This window comes from Pseudomonas sp. W17 (assembly GCF_040268305.1).
GTDB lineage: Bacteria > Pseudomonadota > Gammaproteobacteria > Pseudomonadales > Pseudomonadaceae > Aquipseudomonas > Aquipseudomonas protegens.
On record NZ_CP158490.1, the window covers coordinates 3,477,446 to 3,493,737 of the forward strand.

The 16,292-nt window shown below is 61.5% G+C and carries 13 protein-coding genes; 5 read left to right on the forward strand and 8 right to left on the reverse strand.

The window, feature by feature from the left end; genetic code table 11:
- Position 1 precedes the first annotated feature (1 nt).
- The gene (locus ABCR88_RS16150) at positions 2 to 3,133 is read right to left on the reverse strand and encodes an efflux RND transporter permease subunit (RefSeq protein ID WP_236185930.1); all 3,132 of its coding nucleotides are present in this window, start codon (positions 3,131 to 3,133) and stop codon (positions 2 to 4) included.
- Positions 3,134 to 3,160: 27 nt separating this feature from the next.
- The gene (locus ABCR88_RS16155) at positions 3,161 to 4,318 is read right to left on the reverse strand and encodes a MexC family multidrug efflux RND transporter periplasmic adaptor subunit (protein WP_236185932.1); all 1,158 of its coding nucleotides are present in this window, start codon (positions 4,316 to 4,318) and stop codon (positions 3,161 to 3,163) included.
- Between the two features lie 155 nt (positions 4,319 to 4,473).
- On the opposite strand from ABCR88_RS16155, the gene ABCR88_RS16160 reads away from it, so the two are divergent.
- Positions 4,474 to 5,076 (forward strand): transcriptional regulator, encoded by a 603-nt coding sequence (locus ABCR88_RS16160; RefSeq protein ID WP_236185934.1) that lies wholly within the window; start codon positions 4,474 to 4,476, stop codon positions 5,074 to 5,076.
- 10 nt (positions 5,077 to 5,086) lie between these two features.
- Here the strand turns inward: ABCR88_RS16160 and ABCR88_RS16165 are convergent, their stop codons facing one another.
- The gene (locus ABCR88_RS16165) at positions 5,087 to 5,233 is read right to left on the reverse strand and encodes a hypothetical protein (RefSeq protein WP_236185935.1); all 147 of its coding nucleotides are present in this window, start codon (positions 5,231 to 5,233) and stop codon (positions 5,087 to 5,089) included.
- A gap of 214 nt (positions 5,234 to 5,447) precedes the next feature.
- On the opposite strand from ABCR88_RS16165, the gene ABCR88_RS16170 reads away from it, so the two are divergent.
- Together ABCR88_RS16170 and ABCR88_RS16175 are read left to right on the forward strand one after the other, a co-directional pair.
- Complete coding sequence (locus ABCR88_RS16170; protein WP_236185937.1) at positions 5,448 to 6,452, forward strand: AraC family transcriptional regulator; 1,005 nt, start codon at positions 5,448 to 5,450, stop codon at positions 6,450 to 6,452.
- A 12-nt stretch (positions 6,453 to 6,464) separates the two neighbouring features.
- Complete coding sequence (locus ABCR88_RS16175) at positions 6,465 to 7,526, forward strand: AraC family transcriptional regulator (protein WP_236185938.1); 1,062 nt, start codon at positions 6,465 to 6,467, stop codon at positions 7,524 to 7,526.
- Between the two features lie 254 nt (positions 7,527 to 7,780).
- Here the strand turns inward: ABCR88_RS16175 and ABCR88_RS16180 are convergent, their stop codons facing one another.
- The 4 genes from ABCR88_RS16180 to ABCR88_RS16195 form a co-directional block, all read right to left on the reverse strand.
- Complete coding sequence (locus ABCR88_RS16180) at positions 7,781 to 8,029, reverse strand: Imm15 family immunity protein (RefSeq protein ID WP_350404876.1); 249 nt, start codon at positions 8,027 to 8,029, stop codon at positions 7,781 to 7,783.
- 103 nt (positions 8,030 to 8,132) lie between these two features.
- Positions 8,133 to 8,531, reverse strand: coding sequence for a hypothetical protein (locus tag ABCR88_RS16185; RefSeq protein ID WP_337153225.1), 399 nt, complete (start codon positions 8,529 to 8,531; stop codon positions 8,133 to 8,135).
- 108 nt (positions 8,532 to 8,639) lie between these two features.
- On the reverse strand, positions 8,640 to 9,785 hold the full coding sequence (locus tag ABCR88_RS16190) for an AAA family ATPase (protein WP_350404877.1): 1,146 nt from the start codon (positions 9,783 to 9,785) through the stop codon (positions 8,640 to 8,642).
- Between the two features lie 14 nt (positions 9,786 to 9,799).
- On the reverse strand, positions 9,800 to 10,660 hold the full coding sequence (locus tag ABCR88_RS16195) for an RNA ligase family protein (RefSeq protein WP_041118191.1): 861 nt from the start codon (positions 10,658 to 10,660) through the stop codon (positions 9,800 to 9,802).
- A gap of 338 nt (positions 10,661 to 10,998) precedes the next feature.
- Between ABCR88_RS16195 and ABCR88_RS16200 the strand changes: the two genes are divergently transcribed.
- Positions 10,999 to 11,658 carry a hypothetical protein gene (locus tag ABCR88_RS16200; RefSeq protein WP_041118190.1) on the forward strand — a complete coding sequence of 220 codons (660 nt, stop codon included), beginning with the start codon at positions 10,999 to 11,001 and terminating at the stop codon, positions 11,656 to 11,658.
- 72 nt (positions 11,659 to 11,730) lie between these two features.
- On the opposite strand, the gene ABCR88_RS16205 is transcribed toward ABCR88_RS16200, so the two are convergent.
- Complete coding sequence (locus tag ABCR88_RS16205) at positions 11,731 to 13,422, reverse strand: SulP family inorganic anion transporter (protein WP_011061293.1); 1,692 nt, start codon at positions 13,420 to 13,422, stop codon at positions 11,731 to 11,733.
- A 609-nt stretch (positions 13,423 to 14,031) separates the two neighbouring features.
- Between ABCR88_RS16205 and tssI the strand changes: the two genes are divergently transcribed.
- Positions 14,032 to 16,281, forward strand: a complete 2,250-nt coding sequence (tssI, locus tag ABCR88_RS16210) for a type VI secretion system tip protein TssI/VgrG (protein WP_350404878.1) — start codon at positions 14,032 to 14,034, stop codon at positions 16,279 to 16,281.
- Positions 16,282 to 16,292 lie beyond the last annotated feature (11 nt).

The following is a 16,292-nucleotide window of genomic DNA, read 5'->3' on the forward strand; positions in this document are numbered from 1 at the left end:
ATCACTCCTGGGCCAGGGCCGGTTGTTCGATGGGGGCCGGTTTGCTTCGCAGCAATGACAGCACCCAGACAAAGCAGATCGGTACGAAGAGCACACCCAGCAAGGTCGCGCTGAGCATGCCGCCGATCACCCCGGTACCGATCGCGCGCTGACTCGCCGCGCCGGCACCGGTGGCCAGCGCCAGGGGCACCACGCCGAGAATGAAGGCCATGGAGGTCATGATGATTGGCCGGAAACGCAGGCGAGCCGCCTCGATCGCCGCGTCGCGCAGGCTGTAGCCCTGCTCCCACAGTTCCTTGGCGAACTCGACGATGAGGATCGCGTTCTTCGCCGCCAGGCCGATGATGGTGATCAGGCCGACCTTGAAGTACACATCGTTGGGCAGGCCGACCACCATGACCGCGAGCACCGAGCCGATCGCGCCGATCGGTACGATCAGCATCACCGTCAGGGGGATCGCCCAGCTCTCGTAAAGAGCCACCAGCAACAGGAACACCACCAGGATGGCGAGGGCGAACAGTTGCGTCGCCTGGCCGCTGGAAACCTTCTCCTGGTAGGACAGGCCGGTCCATTCGTAGCCGATACCGGCCGGCAACTGCGAGGCCAGGCGCTCGATTTCTTCCATGGCCTGGCCGGTACTGAAACCGGGCCCGGCGTCGCCAACGATGCGGATCGACGGATAGCCGTTGTAGCGCACCAGTTGGACCGGCCCCTCCTCCCACTTCATGGTCACGAAGGCGCTGAGCGGTACCAGGTCGCCCTTGGCGTTGGGCACATACAGCTTGAGCACGCTCTCCGGAGTCATCCGTGCGTCCTGCTCGGCCTGGATCACCACGCGCTGCTGACGCCCGGCGTTGGTGAAGTCATTGATCACGTCCGAGCCGAAAGCCGAGGACAGCGTGCCGCTGATGGTCTCGAAGTTCACACCCAGGGTGCGCGCCTTCTCGCGGTCGATCACCAGGCGCAGCTGTGGCGCCTCGGCCAGGCCTTCCATCATTGCGTAGAGGAACTTGGGGTTGCCATAGACCTGGCTGAGCAGCGTATCCCGGGCTTGCAGCAACGCCTCGCGGCCAAGGCCGCCGCGATCCATCAAGCGCAGCGCGAAACCGCCGGAGTTGCCCAGGCCATCGATGGGCGGTGGCGACACGGCCATGATGGAGCCATCGCCAGGCACTGCGAAATGTTCGTTGACCGCCGCGATTTCCGCCTCGGCCGACTGTTGCGCACTGCGTTGCGACCAGTCCTTGAAGGTCGGGAAGGCCAGCGCAGCGTTGTCACCCTGGCCGGAGAAGCTGAAGCCCGAGACCAGGAACATCGAGGCCACCGCCTCGCGGGACTTGAGGAAACGCTCGAGTTCTTCACCGGTGGCGTCGGTACGGGAGCGGGCTGCGCCGGGCGGCAGTTGCACGTCGACCACCATGTAGCCCAGGTCTTCCGAAGGCACGAAGGCTTCCGGCAGGCGCAGGTAGAAGTAGCCGAGTACGGCGATGATGCCGACGTACACCAGCATGAAGCGCGAGGTACGCGCCACCAGCTTCGTGTTCAGGAACGAGTAGCGTTCGGTGGCGCGGGCGAAACCCCGGTTGAAGGCGCCGAAGAAGCCGCGCTTCTCGTGGTGCCCCTCGGGAATCGGCTTGAGCAGCGTGGCGCACAGCGCCGGGGTGAAGGTCAGGGCAAGGAAACCGGAGAACAGGATCGATACCGACAGCGATACCGAAAACTGCTGGTAGATGACGCCCACCGAACCGGCCATGAACGCCAGCGGCAGGAACACCGCCGACAGCACCAGGGTAATGCCGATGATGGCCCCGGAGACCTGCTGCATCGCCTTGATCGTGGCCTCGGCCGGAGAGAGCCCCTCTTCCGCCATGATCCGTTCGACGTTCTCCACCACCACGATGGCGTCGTCCACCAGGATACCGATGGCCAGGACCATGCCGAACATGGTCATCATGTTCACCGAGAAGCCCAGCAGGTACATCACCAGCAGCGTACCCAGCAGGCACACCGGCACCACGATCGATGGAATCAGCGTATAGCGCACGTTCTGCAGGAACAGGAACATCACCAGGAACACCAGGACCATCGCCTCGATCAGGGTGTGGATCACCTTCTCGATGGCCACGTCGACGAAGCGCGAGGTGTCGTAAGGTACGGAATACTCCATGTCGTCGGGGAAGAAGGCCGACAGCTCGGCGAGGCGCGCCTTGACCAGGGTGGCGGTCTCGATGGCGTTGGCGCCAGGCGACAGCTGGATCGCGCCGCCCACGGTCGGCTTGCCGTTCAGGCGCGAGGAAAGGTTGTAGCTCTCCTTGCCGACTTCCAGGCGCGCGACATCGGCCAGCTTCAGCAGGGAGCCGTCTTCGTTGGCGCGCAGCACGATCTGGCCGAACTCATCCGGATTGTCCAGGGTCCCCTTGACCGCCAGCGTCGCGGTCAGCTCCTGCTGGGAGCTGCCCGGAGCGGCGCCGAAGGCACCGGCCGGCACCTGGACGTTCTGGCCACGAATGGCATTGCTCACGTCGTCGATGGACAGCCCGTAGCCCACCAGTTTCTGCGGGTCGATCCAGACGCGCATCGCCGCTTCGGAGGAAAAGAACTGCAACTTGCCGACGCCGGGCAGGCGCCGCAGCTCGTTGTTGATGTTGCGCGCGGCGTAGTCACCCAGCGCCGTGGTATCGCTCCGCTCCGCATCTTCCTTGTAGCTGAGCGCGTAGATCAGCAGGAAGCCGGCACTGGACTGCTCGACCTGCAAGCCCTGGGTCAGCACGGCTTGCGGCATGCGCGCCTCGGCCTTCTTCAGGCGGTTTTGCACGTCCACCTGGGCCAGGTCCGGGTCGGTCCCGGGCTGGAACGTGACCACGATCTCGGCCACGCCGTTGGAGTTGTTGGTCGACTCGAAGTAGAGCAGGCCCTTGGCACCGTTGAGCGACTCCTCGAGCACGGTTGTGACCGAGTCCACCAACACCTTCGCCGAGGCGCCGGGATAGGTGGCAGTGATGGTGATCTGCGGCGGCGCGACGCTGGGGTACTGCGCCACCGGCAGCTTGGAAATGACCAGCAGGCCCGCCAGTGAAATGAACAGCGCCACGACCCAGGCGAAGTTCGGGCGCTTGATGAAGAATTGAGACATCGGAAAATCCTCGCGGCGAACTCGGCCTTACTGTTTCGACTCAGGCAACTGAGCGTGGGCCTGCGACTGGCTAGGCGTGACCTTGGCACCCGGTTGCAGGCCGGCCAGACCACCGACAATGACCTGGTCCCCCGCCTTCAACCCTTCACTGATCTGCCAACGAGAACCCTGCATGGTGCCGGTACGCACCGCGCGCGCCTCGACCCGCTCGTCCGCGCCGACCACCAGCACCTGGGCGCTGCCATCGCTGGTGCGTTGCACCGCGCGCTGCGGCACGAGGATCGCCTGGTTATCCGTTCCCTGGGGTGTGCTCACCCGCACGTACATGCCCGGCAGCAGAGTGCCGTCGGCGTTGTCGAATTTGCCGCGCAGGACAATCTGCCCGGTGCCGCGATCCACGGCCACATCGGTGAATAGCAGTGAGCCCTGGCGCTCGAAAGGCGTGCCTTCAACGCGGATCGACAGCACCTTGTTGTCGTCGCCGGAGAGTTTTCCGTCCTTGAGCAACTCCCGCAGGCGCAGCGCATCCGCCGCCGACTGAGTGAAATCGACATACACCGGGTCGAGCTGCTGAACCCGCGCCATCAGCGTGGCGTCACCCTGGCCGACCAGAGCGCCTTCGGTTACCAGTGCGCGGCCGACACGGCCGGAAATCGGCGCGGTGACCGAGGCATAACCCAGGTTCAGCCGGGCGCTTTCCAGATCGGCCTGGGCCGAACGGGTCGCGGCCTGGGCACTGCGCAGGTCGGCGGTGGCACTGTCGAAGTCCTGCTGGCTGACCGCCTCGATCTTCACTAGCGGCTCGTAGCGCTTGACTCGCGCCTGCGCCTCCTGCACCGCGGACTGGGCACGCGCCAGCTCGCCTTCGGCCCGCGATACCGCCGCCTTGAGCGGCGCCGGATCGATCTGGAACAGCAGGTCGCCGGCCTTTACATCAGCTCCCTCCTCGAAACGTTTTTTCATGACGATCCCCGCCACCCGTGCACGCACTTCCGCCACACGCATGGGCTCGACCCTGCCCGGCAGCTCCGAGGTCAGGGCCAGGGGTTCGGTCACCGCCGCTACCACGTCTACCGGACGCGCCACTTCGGCCACGCTCTCTTGTTCATTCGCCGGACCGCATCCGGCCAGCGCAATGGCTGCTGCCAACGAGCCAGCCATCCCTATTGCACGCAAATTGCCCATAAATCACCCGAGGCTTGATTGAAAACGACTCGAATGCTACTTTCCAAATCCTAATGAGTCAATAATGACTCATATGGATTGTATTTGTCATATTTCAGAACCTGGATAGTGACCTGCGCAGGTGCCCATCCGGAAAATCCATCCGAGGCTTGGTGATGACCCCGACTTCCCATGATGAACATCTGCTCAAGACGCTGACCTTGGCGGTGGTCAATCGACCGCGTGCCACCATGAAGGAGCTGGCGCAATTGGCGGGGGTAAGCAAGGCGACACTGCATCGCTACTGCGGCACACGGGAAAACCTGGAACACCAGTTGGAGGCGTACGCCGAGGGCGCGCTCGAGCGGATCATCAAGAGCGCCAGGTTGCAGCACGCCGAGCCGCTGGAGGCACTGCGCCGCTTGATCAGAGAACACCTGGCCCATCGTGAGCTGCTGGCGTTCCTGATGGTGCAATACCGCCCCGACTTCCTCGACTTCGAACGCGGCGACGCGCGCTGGCGGCCTTACATCGAAGCGCTGGACGCGTTTTTCCTGCGCGGCCAGCAAAAAGGCGTGTTTCGTATCGACATTACCGCGGCGATCTTCAGCGAGCTGTTCATCACCCTGATCTACGGCATGGTCGATGCCGAACAACGCGGCCGCGCGGCCAATGCCAATTCAGCCCGCACACTGGAGCAGATGTTTTTGCATGGAGCCCTGTGTTCCGGCGTGTCGAACGAGTGTACGCCCACGTCGGAAACGGCTCTTTGGGTCTGAGTGCGCGCCCTCAGAAATGGCCGAGCGCTTCGCTGATGCTGGCAACCGGAGGGTGCTTGGATTGATGGTGAATCGTCTTGTTCGAAGGCTGAAACTGAAAATAGACGGCGCCCGAGATCAGGGCGGCAACCAGGAAAGCGGACAGGAACCGGCGCATCGAATACCTCCATCATCCAGCCTCGGGCTGAACGCAGGTCTTTTGTTATTGGTGATTCGAGTCTGGTCGCCGGCAGGGGTAAAAGCTTTGCAGATCGCGCCAGTTATTGTGCAAATCCTGCCAGGTGCTCGGGTCGCGCGCTTTGGCAACAGACGGGAGTCGGGCCGGCAACCGCGCGCCTGGCCACGCTCCATGGCTCATACGAGGGCTTGAGATGACATCTACTGTCCGTGGCACCGCCCTGCTTGGGTTCACTGAGTTTGTCAGCAGCCTGGGGCTCGATCCGGCCCGGGCCCTGGCTGAGGTCAAGCTGCCCGCAGACCCACTACCCGGGCAGCTTTCCGGCGTGCAGTTCAATGCCTTGATCGAGTTGTGCGCACAGCGTGCGAACAATCCCCTGTTCGGCCTGCAGTTCGGCCTGCGCCAAGGGCCGCAAGGGCTGGGGCCGCTGCTGTATGCAATGCGCAGCACCGGCAGCCTGGGGGAAGCGCTGACGTTGCTGACGCGTTATTTCCATGTCCATAGCGATGGCGCGGAAGTGCGTCTCGAACGACAGGCCGGCAGTGCCCTGCTGTTGTACGACATCACCGACGGCGATCTGACCTCGGTGCGGCAGACCGTGGAGCTGGCCATGGGCGTGGCCGCGCACTTGCTGCATGACTTGCTGGGGCACACCTGGAAGCCGCGAGCCTTGATGTTGCGCCATTCTGCCGCCGCGGACCGTGGAGCCTACCGGGCCCTGCTGGGTGTGCTTCCGCGCTTCAACAGCCCAGTCAATGCCTGGGTGTTCGATGAGTCGCTGCTGGCGACCCCACTGGGCCCGACGGATGCCAGATGCCAGCAACTGGTCCAGCAGCATATCGACGAGCTGGCCCGGGTGACGCTGCAGGAGCTGCCGTCCTACGTGCAGAAACTGTTGCGCAGCCGGCTTGCCGGCGGCCAGGTGACGATACGCCAGGTCGCCGAGTACATGATGATCAGCCCGCGTACCCTGCAGCGCTATCTTCAGGCCCAAGGCACTGGCTTTCAGGAGCTGCTGGACAAGACGCGCCAGGCAATGGCCGCGCGCTATATCTGCGACTCGTCGATCAGCCTGACGCAGCTGGCCAGCCTGCTCGGCTACGCGGACCTGAGCGCCTTCTCCCGGGCCTTCCACCGCTGGAACGGCATGAGCCCGCAAAAGTGGAAGCAGCGTCTACAACACCCTTATCGGCAATAGAAGTGGCGGAACATGGCGATCAATCCTTTCATTCGCGCACTCGGCCTTGCGGGTTTCGACAAATTCGCCGCCCGCCAGGGGCTGGATCCGACCCATATGTTGCGCTGCGCTTCCCTGCCGCCGGCATCCCTGCGCCGTCCGGAAGATATCTTGTCCTTCCGTCGCTACTGCGCGTTGCTGGAACTCTGCCAACAGAGCTCCAGCAACGCGTTGTTCGGCCTGGAGTATGGGCTCTACCAGGGGATCGATGTCTTTGGCGATATTTTCTACCTGATCCACAACACCAGGACCGTCGGTGATGCGCTGTTCGAACTGCGGACCCACTACGGGGTTTACAACGGCGCGGCGCAAATCGGCCTGGATGTCGTCGACGGTATGGCACTCCTCAGCTATCGGGCCGGTGAACAGACCGTACCCGGGCTGCCCCAGGCAGAAGAGCTGGCCTGTGGTGTCGGCCTGCGGCTGATGCGTACCTTGGCAGGTGGAGACTGGCAACCCAAGGCCGTGTTGCTTCGCCACCCTCCCCTTGGCGATGAGTCGGCCTATCGGCGGGCGCTGGGTATTACGCCAACCTTCGCCGCGGCCCACACCGGGCTGCTATTCGACGCCTCGGTGCTGACGCTGCCACTGAGTCTTGCCGATGAAACCCTGCACCAACTGATGGCTGAACATCTGAGCGGCATGGAGCGCCTGGCCGCGGACGAAATGCCGGGCTACGTCAGGCAATTACTGCGCAACCTGTTGCCCAGCGGTAGGGCCACGATCGAGCGGGTTGCCGACTGCATGGCGATAAACCCACGCACACTGCAACGCCGCCTGGCCCAGGAAGGCACCTCCTTCCAGCGACTGCTGGATGAAACCCGCCAGGGAATGGTGCACAACTACCTGAAAATCCCCTCGATCAGCATGACCCACGTGGCGCAACTGCTCGGCTACGCCGACGTCAGTACCTTTTCCCGAGCATTCAATCGCTGGTTCGGCATGTCCCCGTTGGAATGCCAGAAGCAGTTGGGGTTACGCAGACAGCCATTTCTGCTTCAGAGCCGGTTGAATGATCGTCAAAGCCGACTGTGAACTGGGTACAGCAAAGACCCTTACAATTTCTTCAGCGCAAGCTGCGTCATAAGATCGACTTTCATAAAAATCAAAAGCAGTTTCTGCCCCACAGGTGGAAAAATGTTTTTTCACTTCCTTCATCTCCTTTGACGAAAGTCCTCTATCATGTTCTCGTACTTTTTCCAAAAAGCTGACTGAGGCTGGCTTTGCGTAAATAAAAATATTGGGTATGAGAACACCTTGTTGCTCCAGTCCTTCAAAGTCTGTAAAAGTCACGGCGAAAAAATATCTTTACCTGTTGAGGTCTCCAAGACTTTTAAAGTATTTAAAACAAACAAAGCGAGCCCTGTCAGGAAGTCAGATACCCCATCGTTGCTCATTTCATCCATCAAGTGCTTTAAGCGACCATACCTTGATACGAGCGGAATCTCCTCAAAGCTTTCATAGCTCTCGAAGAACACGTCCATATCATTATACGGTTCTTTACTGATTACCTTGTTATAGAGATCGGTAAGCTTCATTTCCAGGGGATACTCCATCCGTTGCAGGATGTCCGGGTGGAACGTCAGGAAGTTCAATCAACGAGGGTACGTTCTTGGCTACAACCACTTTCACTGGGATCGCCTAGCCCTCAAGCTCATAAACCTCAATATCACGACCAATAACATATAGACCCCCTTCTTGGCGCACTTCATCAATAGATGCTGGATCGGCATCCAACGCGTAATTCCCATCAATATCGACACACCAGTACTCGTCAAATTTCAACAACCGAACCCCCGAGCAAATTGAATTGAATTGATGACCGCTAACTTTCGCACTCAGCTCTTCGACGCCACGGACAACCACTCTGACTCTCTTCCAAACATTCCCATCAATACGATGATCTCTGGCATGAAATACAACCTGTGCTGCGAGTCGCTCGCCTGGCGCATAATTAAACTCGAACGACAATAGCAAGCCATCTTCAAAACTGTGAAAAGCTTGTAATACCTCACTTATTTTTTCTGCAGTTTCTGACATTTTTATTTACCTGGTGATTTCTGGCGGTAACTTTCAAGTTTGTTGTTTTTCAAGCGGATAGGGTTTGAAACGCTTCATGTCTCGCGTCGCCATGTCCCCCTGGACCACTCACCCCGTCACCGCCTGATAAACAACCCGATGCGCCTCGGTCGGCAGCGGCACTTCCCACTTGAACAGCATGCGACGGATATCATCGTTGCGCAGCGAGGTGTCGCGCTGCTGGTTGCGCCGCATGATCTCGCCCTCGGGGCGCTCCAGGTAAAGAATCTCCACTTGCGCGCCGTAGCCGTAGAGTAAGTCCAGGGTGCGGTTGCGCATCTGCGCCGACAGGTGCGTCGAGTTCCACACAAAGGGTTTGTGCTCTCGCAGCAAGACCTTGGCCCGGTCGATGGCGTAATGCGCAGCGGCGCCTTCATTCTGTCCATGGCGCAGGCCCAGGGCCTGGCGGGCGTCGTCGAACGACACCACCGGCAGCTCCGGGTGATGCTGTGCGGTCCAGGTGTCCTTGCCACTGGCCGGTAGGCCCGAGAGCATCACCACCGACGAACCCTGGGGCGCGTGCAACGGGTAGTCGGGATGTACCCGGGCGCCACGCAGGTACTGAATGCGTGTGTAGTCGTCGGCAAAGGCCCGCGGTCCGTGCAGGCAGCCCTCCTCCTGCGCCAGTTCGCGCCACAGTTCGATGGCGTCCAGTACATCGGCCTTGCCGGCGTAGTTGCGGCCCTGCATATCGGCCTCGGCGATGGCACAGAGCATCCACAGCGGCAGTTCCCAGGACAGTTTGTGCAACAGGAACTCAGGGCTGCGGCCGCTGCGATCACCCTGCAGGGCGAAGAACGGCACTTGGTGCACGGCGATGATGCGGCAGATCTGCTCGCGCAGCTCGAACGGCACACCGGCGCGCCACAACAGCAGCCGCGCATCCACCGCCCCCCGGCGTGAATGACCGGGCTGGCCGATACGCCCGGTATCTGGGTCGATCACCGTGGTGTCGGGCTTGGCGATGTCGTGCAACAGGGCCGCGAAGAACAGCACAAAGCGTTGTTCGGCGCTGGCCTGCTGGTAGGCGGGTTGGGCCAGTAATGCTTCGACCACCAGGCAGGTATGAATCCATACATCGCCCTCGGCGTGGTAGATCGGGTCTTGCGGTGTGTCGGCCAGGCGCGCCAGGGCCGGAATGGCCGACAGGCAGGCGGCGGTGTCCATATCGCGCCCCGGCTCAGGCACCAGTTGTCGCAGTTGTTGAATATCCATTTCGGGATGCTCCTTCAGTAGCCGTGGCGTGGGCCCTGCCAGTCCATGGACAGGCGCGGGGCATAGAGATCGACGCCGGCGGCCAGTTGATTGGGGATAAAGGGTTGGTTGGCATGGTGCTGGTCGGCATCGAGGATGGCCTGGACGAAGTCCTGGCGTACCCACTTGAGCCGGCCGAGGGTCTGCTGCTCGTCCTCGAGCTTCAGGTACAGGCCCTCCATGCGGCTGGAGCGGTCGCACTGGCGCCAGGCACGGGCCAGGTCGAGGCCTTCGCGGTGCACCACCTGCTCGAACACCTGGCGCCAGTGCGCGGTCTTGGCCAGCGAATCGCCCACCAGCGCTAGCAGCTCGGCATGCCGGCGCGGTGCCGGGCCTTCGTACAGCACAGGCACCGACAGCACCGGCCCACCTTCTAGCAGGCGCCGGCGCGCCGCGGTGGAGAGGAACAGCCCTGTGGCGCGGTCCCACACATCGAACTCGCAGAAGTAATGTGGCAAGTGGTCGTAGAACACCGAGTGCTTCTTGTGCAGCCACTCGCCATACAGCACGAAGCGATCTTCCAGGCGTTCCAGCAACCAGTGCTCATGGGCCGAGGCCCACTGCTTGAACAGATTGAACTGGCGCTCGCGCCCACCGCCGGTGAGGTAGTGACCGCGAGATTGCAGGAGCAACTCGCCGCCTGCGCCAAAGCTGATGCCCGCGTTGGCACCATCGAGTTTTTCTTCCACCACCAGCCACTGTCCGGCCAGAGCGCCATAGCGCACCTGGCCAGTGTCAGTGTCGCCATCTTGCAGGCGCGAGCCTTGCAGGTGGGGCGTACGGGGGTATTTGAGCAGTTCCAGGTTGTGCGCGGTGGCACGAATATCCGTGTGCATGGGTTTGTCCTCGAAAATAGAGAAAAACCAACGACAGGATCAGGCAGGCATGGCAATGAAGCGCCGCCGTGCATAGGCACGGGCAGCCATCAGGCAGGATGGACCGTCGTCGGTATCAGGCGTGTTGGCTGGCGTAGGGCACTGGCTTCACCACTTGGAGAAAAGGTTGCAGAGGCTTCAGGGCGCGCATTCAACAGCAGATAGCGGCATCAGGTCAAGCCCCGAAAGGACAAAACCCCAGCGCCCCTGCTTGCGCGAAACACCCGAGCTTTTGTCATGAAAAAAACCGCCTGGGACTCATAGGGTGCAGCCAGTCATAACCCGATAAGGAATCGATCATGAAACGTTCAAGCGTGCTGATGGCTGCAGTCATTGGCCTGGCACTTGCACCTTTGGCCCAGGCCTCGTCCATGGCTGAGAGCGAAGAAAAAGCCCAGTTGCGCAAACTCTTCTGCGAGTCGAAGGGCGGCGCCGATATCACTGCGCTGGGTGAGTTGAAGAAGTCCGACGACGTCGGCGCCGTGGTGGTGTGCAAGCTCCCGCCGTCCCCCACCACGGTGGTGGAAAACCAGGCGGCATCGAGCCTTGCCGCGCTGCCATTGACGCCTGTCACGGCAACGCTTGCGCCACCGTCGGGGGTCTACAAGCTCGCCCCGGGAGCCAGCAGCGTCAACACTTCATGCTCGGCCAACCTGGCCATCGCCAAATGGGCGGGCTTTCCCAATACCAGCAACGGCAACGCCACCTTGAACTGTCGTGGATACAATGCCGGCGCAGCAGGCGGTACGCTGGGTTGCAAGATCGAATGGACCGGGCCGACCCAGGTCGCCATCGGAGTCACTCCTTACGGCGGCCAGGTCGCGGTGAACTTCAATTGCCAGGCCCTGTACTTCGGTTCCGTCGGCACGGTGATGGATTTCAGCTACGCCGACCCGACGTATCCGCGCATCCGCTATGGTTCGGTCCAGGCCACCAGCAGCATGACCATCACCCAGTGATGCCGTGCCAGCCTGGCTGAGCCTCGATCAAGCGCCGGCAGGGCCGCTCCCTGCCGGTCACCCTCCTCTGCTTCATTGCTTGCCGCGCATGCTGTTGCGCCATATGCGGTAGGTCCTGATGCCCGAACGTACCGAACCGAACAGCAACTGGCTGTCCATTTCCCGGGTCATCCCCGAACGTTCCAGCATCGCCAGGAAAGTACCGCGGGCACGGGCGATAGCGAAGTAGATGCCCTGGGCGGCCAGGGTCTCGCGGATTTCCCGCAGCACCGCGATGCCGCTGACATCGATATCGGTCACCGCCTCGGCATCGAATAGCACCACCTCGGGTTGGCTCTCGCGCTGCACGGTGTCCAGCAGGCGCATCTTGAAGTAGTCGGCGTTGAAGAACAGGATCGCGTCGTCGAAGCGATACACCACCAGGCCGGGCACAGTGCGGGCTTGCGGGTACTGGCGGATGTCCACCTGGCCTTCGATGCCCGGCATCCAGCCCAGCACCGCATCGGTGGGTTGGTAGATGCTGTACAGCAGGCGCAGGATGGCCAGGGTCACGGCGAACATGATGCCCGGCAGCACGCCCAGCCCCAGCACACTGACGGTGGTCAGCAGGCACAGCCAGAACTCGAAGCGGCTGAGTCGGTAGATTTGCTTCAGGGACTTGACGTCGAGCAAGCCCCAGCCCGCCATCAACAGCACCGCGCCCAGAGCCGGCTGCGGAATCCACGCCATGGGCGCGGTGAAAAACAGCAGAATCAGCGCAATCGCCAGGGCGGCGATGATGCCCACCAGTTGGCTCTTGCCTCCGGCCATGTCATTGACCGCGGTACGCGAATCCGCACCGCTGATGGCAAAGCCCTGGGAGGCACCGGCGGCCAGGTTGCTCAGGCCCAGGGCGATGAATTCATGGTTGGCGTTGATCGCGTAGCCATGGCGCGCGGCGAAGCTGCGGGCAGTGAGCATGGCGCTGCAGAAACTCACGGTAGCGATGCCCAGTGCGTCGCGCAGCAGGCTCTTGCTTTCCTCCAGGGTGGTCTTGGGCCAGGACAACTCCGGCATCCCGGCCGGCACATGACCGAGGATCGCCACTCCGAGGCGGTCGAAGCCCAATAGCCCGGCCAGTAAGGTGAACAGCGCCACCGTCAGCAGCGCCGCAGGTACGCGCGGATAGCGTCGCGGCAGCCAGATCAAAAGGCCCAGGCTGGCCAGGCCGACGGCCAGGGTCAGGCCATGGATCTCCCCCAGGCGCTGGAGAAAGTCCGCCAGCCCCAGGATGAAGCCGTCGCCTTCGATCTTGAAACCCACCACCTTGCCCATTTGCCCGGCGATCAGGCTCAGACCGATGCCGTTGAGGTAGCCGATGAGGATCGGCCGCGAGAAGAAGCTGGCGATAAAACCCGCCCGGGCGATCCCGGCGGCAATCAGCATCAGGCCCACCAGCACGGTGACGATCATCGACAATTCGACGGTACGCTGCAGGTCGCCCATGGCCAAAGGCGCCACGGCCCCGCCGAGCATGGCGCAAGTGGCGGCATCGGGGCCGACCATCAGTTGCCTCGAGCTGCCGATCAAGGCATAGACGATCATCGGCAGCACACAGGCGTAAAGCCCGTACTGCGGTGGCAGGCCGACAATCTGCGCATAGGCGATGGCGATCGGGATCTGGATAGCCGCCACGGACAACCCGGCCCGCAGGTCGGCGCGCAACCATTCGCGGCGGTAGTGCAGCAAGTTGGACAGGCCAGATAGACAGCGGGATAACGACATGCCGGGTCCTTTCGAAATATTCCGTTTTATTCTTTGGCTGCGCACTTGTTTGGCAAGGCGACGCGGGGCGTTATTCAAGCGAATCGGGCAACTTAGCGCCATGAGCTGGAGCAGCTTTTGCTTCGATTCACCCAGGTGCTTGGCCATGGGCAACCCGCTGAGGCGCAGATGGTGGTGAGCTTGGGCCGCTATAGATGAACAACCCCTCCCATTCATGGGCCGCCAAGCCAGCTATAACGGCGAGTTGCCTTGATGACGCGCCACCTCCCGGTGCATGTCGTCGCGCTCGTAGCCAGGTAAAAAATGACCGTCGGTCACCTATCTTGAAACGGCTCGGTGTTCGCTCCATTGGTCGGAGAGTTTCTTGACTAGGATTAAACCGCGCTAAGACTTTAACCGGAATTGTTAGAGGTGATGCCCAAGTGGCTCTGGACAGAAGGTTAATCCGCAGGAGCCGGATTGACTCGTACGTTCGCTTTGACTGAGTGCCTATGAGGCCGATATGGAGATCATCTCTGTGGTGGATGTACCGCGATGGATGGACACGATTTCCCCTGACCCCGCGAGACGGACGACTGACGCCCGAACACGAGCCAGAGGAAGTCGTTTATGGCAATAACGCAAAACAACCGTTTGGTGCAGGTCGACAGTCCCCTCGGCGGCGATGTCCTGTTGCTGCAGAGCATGGAAGGCAACGAAGAGCTGGGGCGGTTGTTCCACTACGAATTGGACCTCACCTCCGAAAACCGAGCGATCACATTCGACCAGTTGCTGGGCAAGCCGATGGGCCTGACCCTGGAGCTGCACGACGGCAGCAAACGCTATTTCCACGGCATTGTCTGCAGCTGCCGGCAAGTGAACGGCCACGGTCAGTTCGCCGGCTACCGCGTCAACCTACGGCCCTGGTTATGGCTGCTCACGCGCACTTCGGACTGCCGGATTTTCCAGAACAAAACGGTGCCGGAGATCATCAAGCAGGTGTTCCGCGACCTCGGCTTCTCCGATTTCGAAGACAGCCTGAGCGGCAGCTACCGCGAATGGGAATATTGCGTGCAGTACCGTGAAACCAGCTTTGACTTCGTCAGCCGGTTGATGGAGCACGAAGGCATCTATTACTACTTTCGCCATGAGCAGGCGCGTCATGTACTGGTGCTTGCCGACGCCTATGGCGCCCACTCCACGGTGGCCGACTATGACTCGGTGCCCTTCTACCCGCCCGATCGGCAAATGCGCGAGCGCGACCATTTCTACGATTGGCAACTGGAGCGGGAAGTCCAACCCGGTTCTCTGGAGCTAAACGACTACGACTTCAAGCGCCCCCGCGCCAGACTGGAGGTGCGCTCCAGTGTGTCGCGCAGTCACAGCAACGGCGACCACCCGCTCTACGACTACCCCGGTGAATATGTTCAGAGCAACGATGGCGAGCACTACGCGCGTACCCGCATCGAAGCCATTCACAGCCAGTTCGAGCGCGTGCAGCTGCGCGGCCGCGCCCGCGGGCTGGGCTGCGGCCATTTGTTCAAGCTGACCGGCTACGAGCGCGAGGACCAGAACCGCGAATACCTGGTAGTGTTCGCACGCTATCAGATCCGCCAGGAACTCTATGAAAATGCGCAGCTGGACCTGTCCGAGCAGTTCACCAGCGAGCTGGACTGCATGGATGCCAGCCAGGCCTTCCGCCCTCTTCCCCTGACCCCCATGCCCATTGTTCGCGGACCGCAGACCGCCGTGGTGGTCGGCCCCGATGGCGAGGAGATCTGGACCGACCAGTATGGCCGGGTCAAAGTGCATTTCTACTGGGACCGCCACGACCAGTCCAATGCCAATAGCTCCTGCTGGATGCGCGTGTCCCAGGCCTGGGCCGGCAAGAACTGGGGGGCGGTGCAGATCCCGCGGATCGGTCAGGAAGTGATCGTCAGTTTCATCGAAGGCAACCCGGATCGGCCGATCATCACTGGCCGCGTCTACAACGCCGAACAGACCGTGCCCTACACGCTACCGGCCAATGCCACTCAGAGCGGGGTGAAAAGCCGTTCGAGCAAGGACGGCTCACCGGCCAACTTCAATGAAATCCGCATGGAGGACAAGAAAGGTGCGGAGCAACTGTTTATCCATGCCGAGAAGAACCAGGACATCGAGGTCGAGAACGACGAGACCCACTGGGTCGGCCACGACCGCAGCAAGACCATCGATAACGACGAGACTGTGCATGTCAAACACGACCGCACCGAAACCGTCGATCACAACGAGACCATCACCATCGGCGTCAACCGCACTGAAAGCGTGGGCAACAACGAGGACATCAGCATTGGCGTCAACCGTACCGAAAGCGTCGGCAGTAACGAGACGATCAGCATAGGCCTCAACCGCACCATCAGCGTGGGCGCCAGCGAAACCGCGACCGTGGCCCTGCAACGCACCCATGCGGTAGGTATCAACGAGACGATCGCCATCGGCGCCGCGCAGGAAGTTGTCATCGGCGCCTTTCAAACGGTGAATGTCGGGGCCTACCAAAACGTCAACGTGGGCCTCTACCAGTCGACCAATGTGGGCACCAACCGCTCGGTGGACGTCGGAGCCAATCTTTCAACGACGGTAAAAGACAACGAATCGCGCCAGGTCGGCGCAGGACGCACGACCGATATCGGCAAGGACGATGAGCTGAGGGTGGGCAAGAACCTTGTCATCGATGCCGGTGACTCGGTGACCATCATGACCGGCAAAGCCAGCATCGTCATGAAGAAGGACGGCACCATCAGCATCAGCGGCAAGGACATCACCATAGACGGCTCTGGCGCGATCAACATCAAGGCCAACAAGAACGTGGTGATCAAGGGACGCAAGATCCTGCAAAACTAGGAGTAACGCGT

Excerpts from the sequence above, each read along its gene's own strand:
- ABCR88_RS16150 (WP_236185930.1), bottom strand. The coding sequence starts at position 3,133 with ATGTCTCAATTCTTCATCAAGCGCCCGAACTTCGCCTGGGTCGTGGCG.
- ABCR88_RS16155 (WP_236185932.1), bottom strand. The coding sequence starts at position 4,318 with ATGGGCAATTTGCGTGCAATAGGGATGGCTGGCTCGTTGGCAGCAGCC.
- ABCR88_RS16160 (WP_236185934.1), top strand. The coding sequence starts at position 4,474 with ATGACCCCGACTTCCCATGATGAACATCTGCTCAAGACGCTGACCTTG.
- ABCR88_RS16165 (WP_236185935.1), bottom strand. The coding sequence starts at position 5,233 with ATGCGCCGGTTCCTGTCCGCTTTCCTGGTTGCCGCCCTGATCTCGGGC.
- ABCR88_RS16170 (WP_236185937.1), top strand. The coding sequence starts at position 5,448 with ATGACATCTACTGTCCGTGGCACCGCCCTGCTTGGGTTCACTGAGTTT.
- ABCR88_RS16175 (WP_236185938.1), top strand. The coding sequence starts at position 6,465 with ATGGCGATCAATCCTTTCATTCGCGCACTCGGCCTTGCGGGTTTCGAC.
- ABCR88_RS16180 (WP_350404876.1), bottom strand. The coding sequence starts at position 8,029 with ATGAAGCTTACCGATCTCTATAACAAGGTAATCAGTAAAGAACCGTAT.
- ABCR88_RS16185 (WP_337153225.1), bottom strand. The coding sequence starts at position 8,531 with ATGTCAGAAACTGCAGAAAAAATAAGTGAGGTATTACAAGCTTTTCAC.
- ABCR88_RS16190 (WP_350404877.1), bottom strand. The coding sequence starts at position 9,785 with ATGGATATTCAACAACTGCGACAACTGGTGCCTGAGCCGGGGCGCGAT.
- ABCR88_RS16195 (WP_041118191.1), bottom strand. The coding sequence starts at position 10,660 with ATGCACACGGATATTCGTGCCACCGCGCACAACCTGGAACTGCTCAAA.
- ABCR88_RS16200 (WP_041118190.1), top strand. The coding sequence starts at position 10,999 with ATGAAACGTTCAAGCGTGCTGATGGCTGCAGTCATTGGCCTGGCACTT.
- ABCR88_RS16205 (WP_011061293.1), bottom strand. The coding sequence starts at position 13,422 with ATGTCGTTATCCCGCTGTCTATCTGGCCTGTCCAACTTGCTGCACTAC.
- tssI (WP_350404878.1), top strand. The coding sequence starts at position 14,032 with ATGGCAATAACGCAAAACAACCGTTTGGTGCAGGTCGACAGTCCCCTC.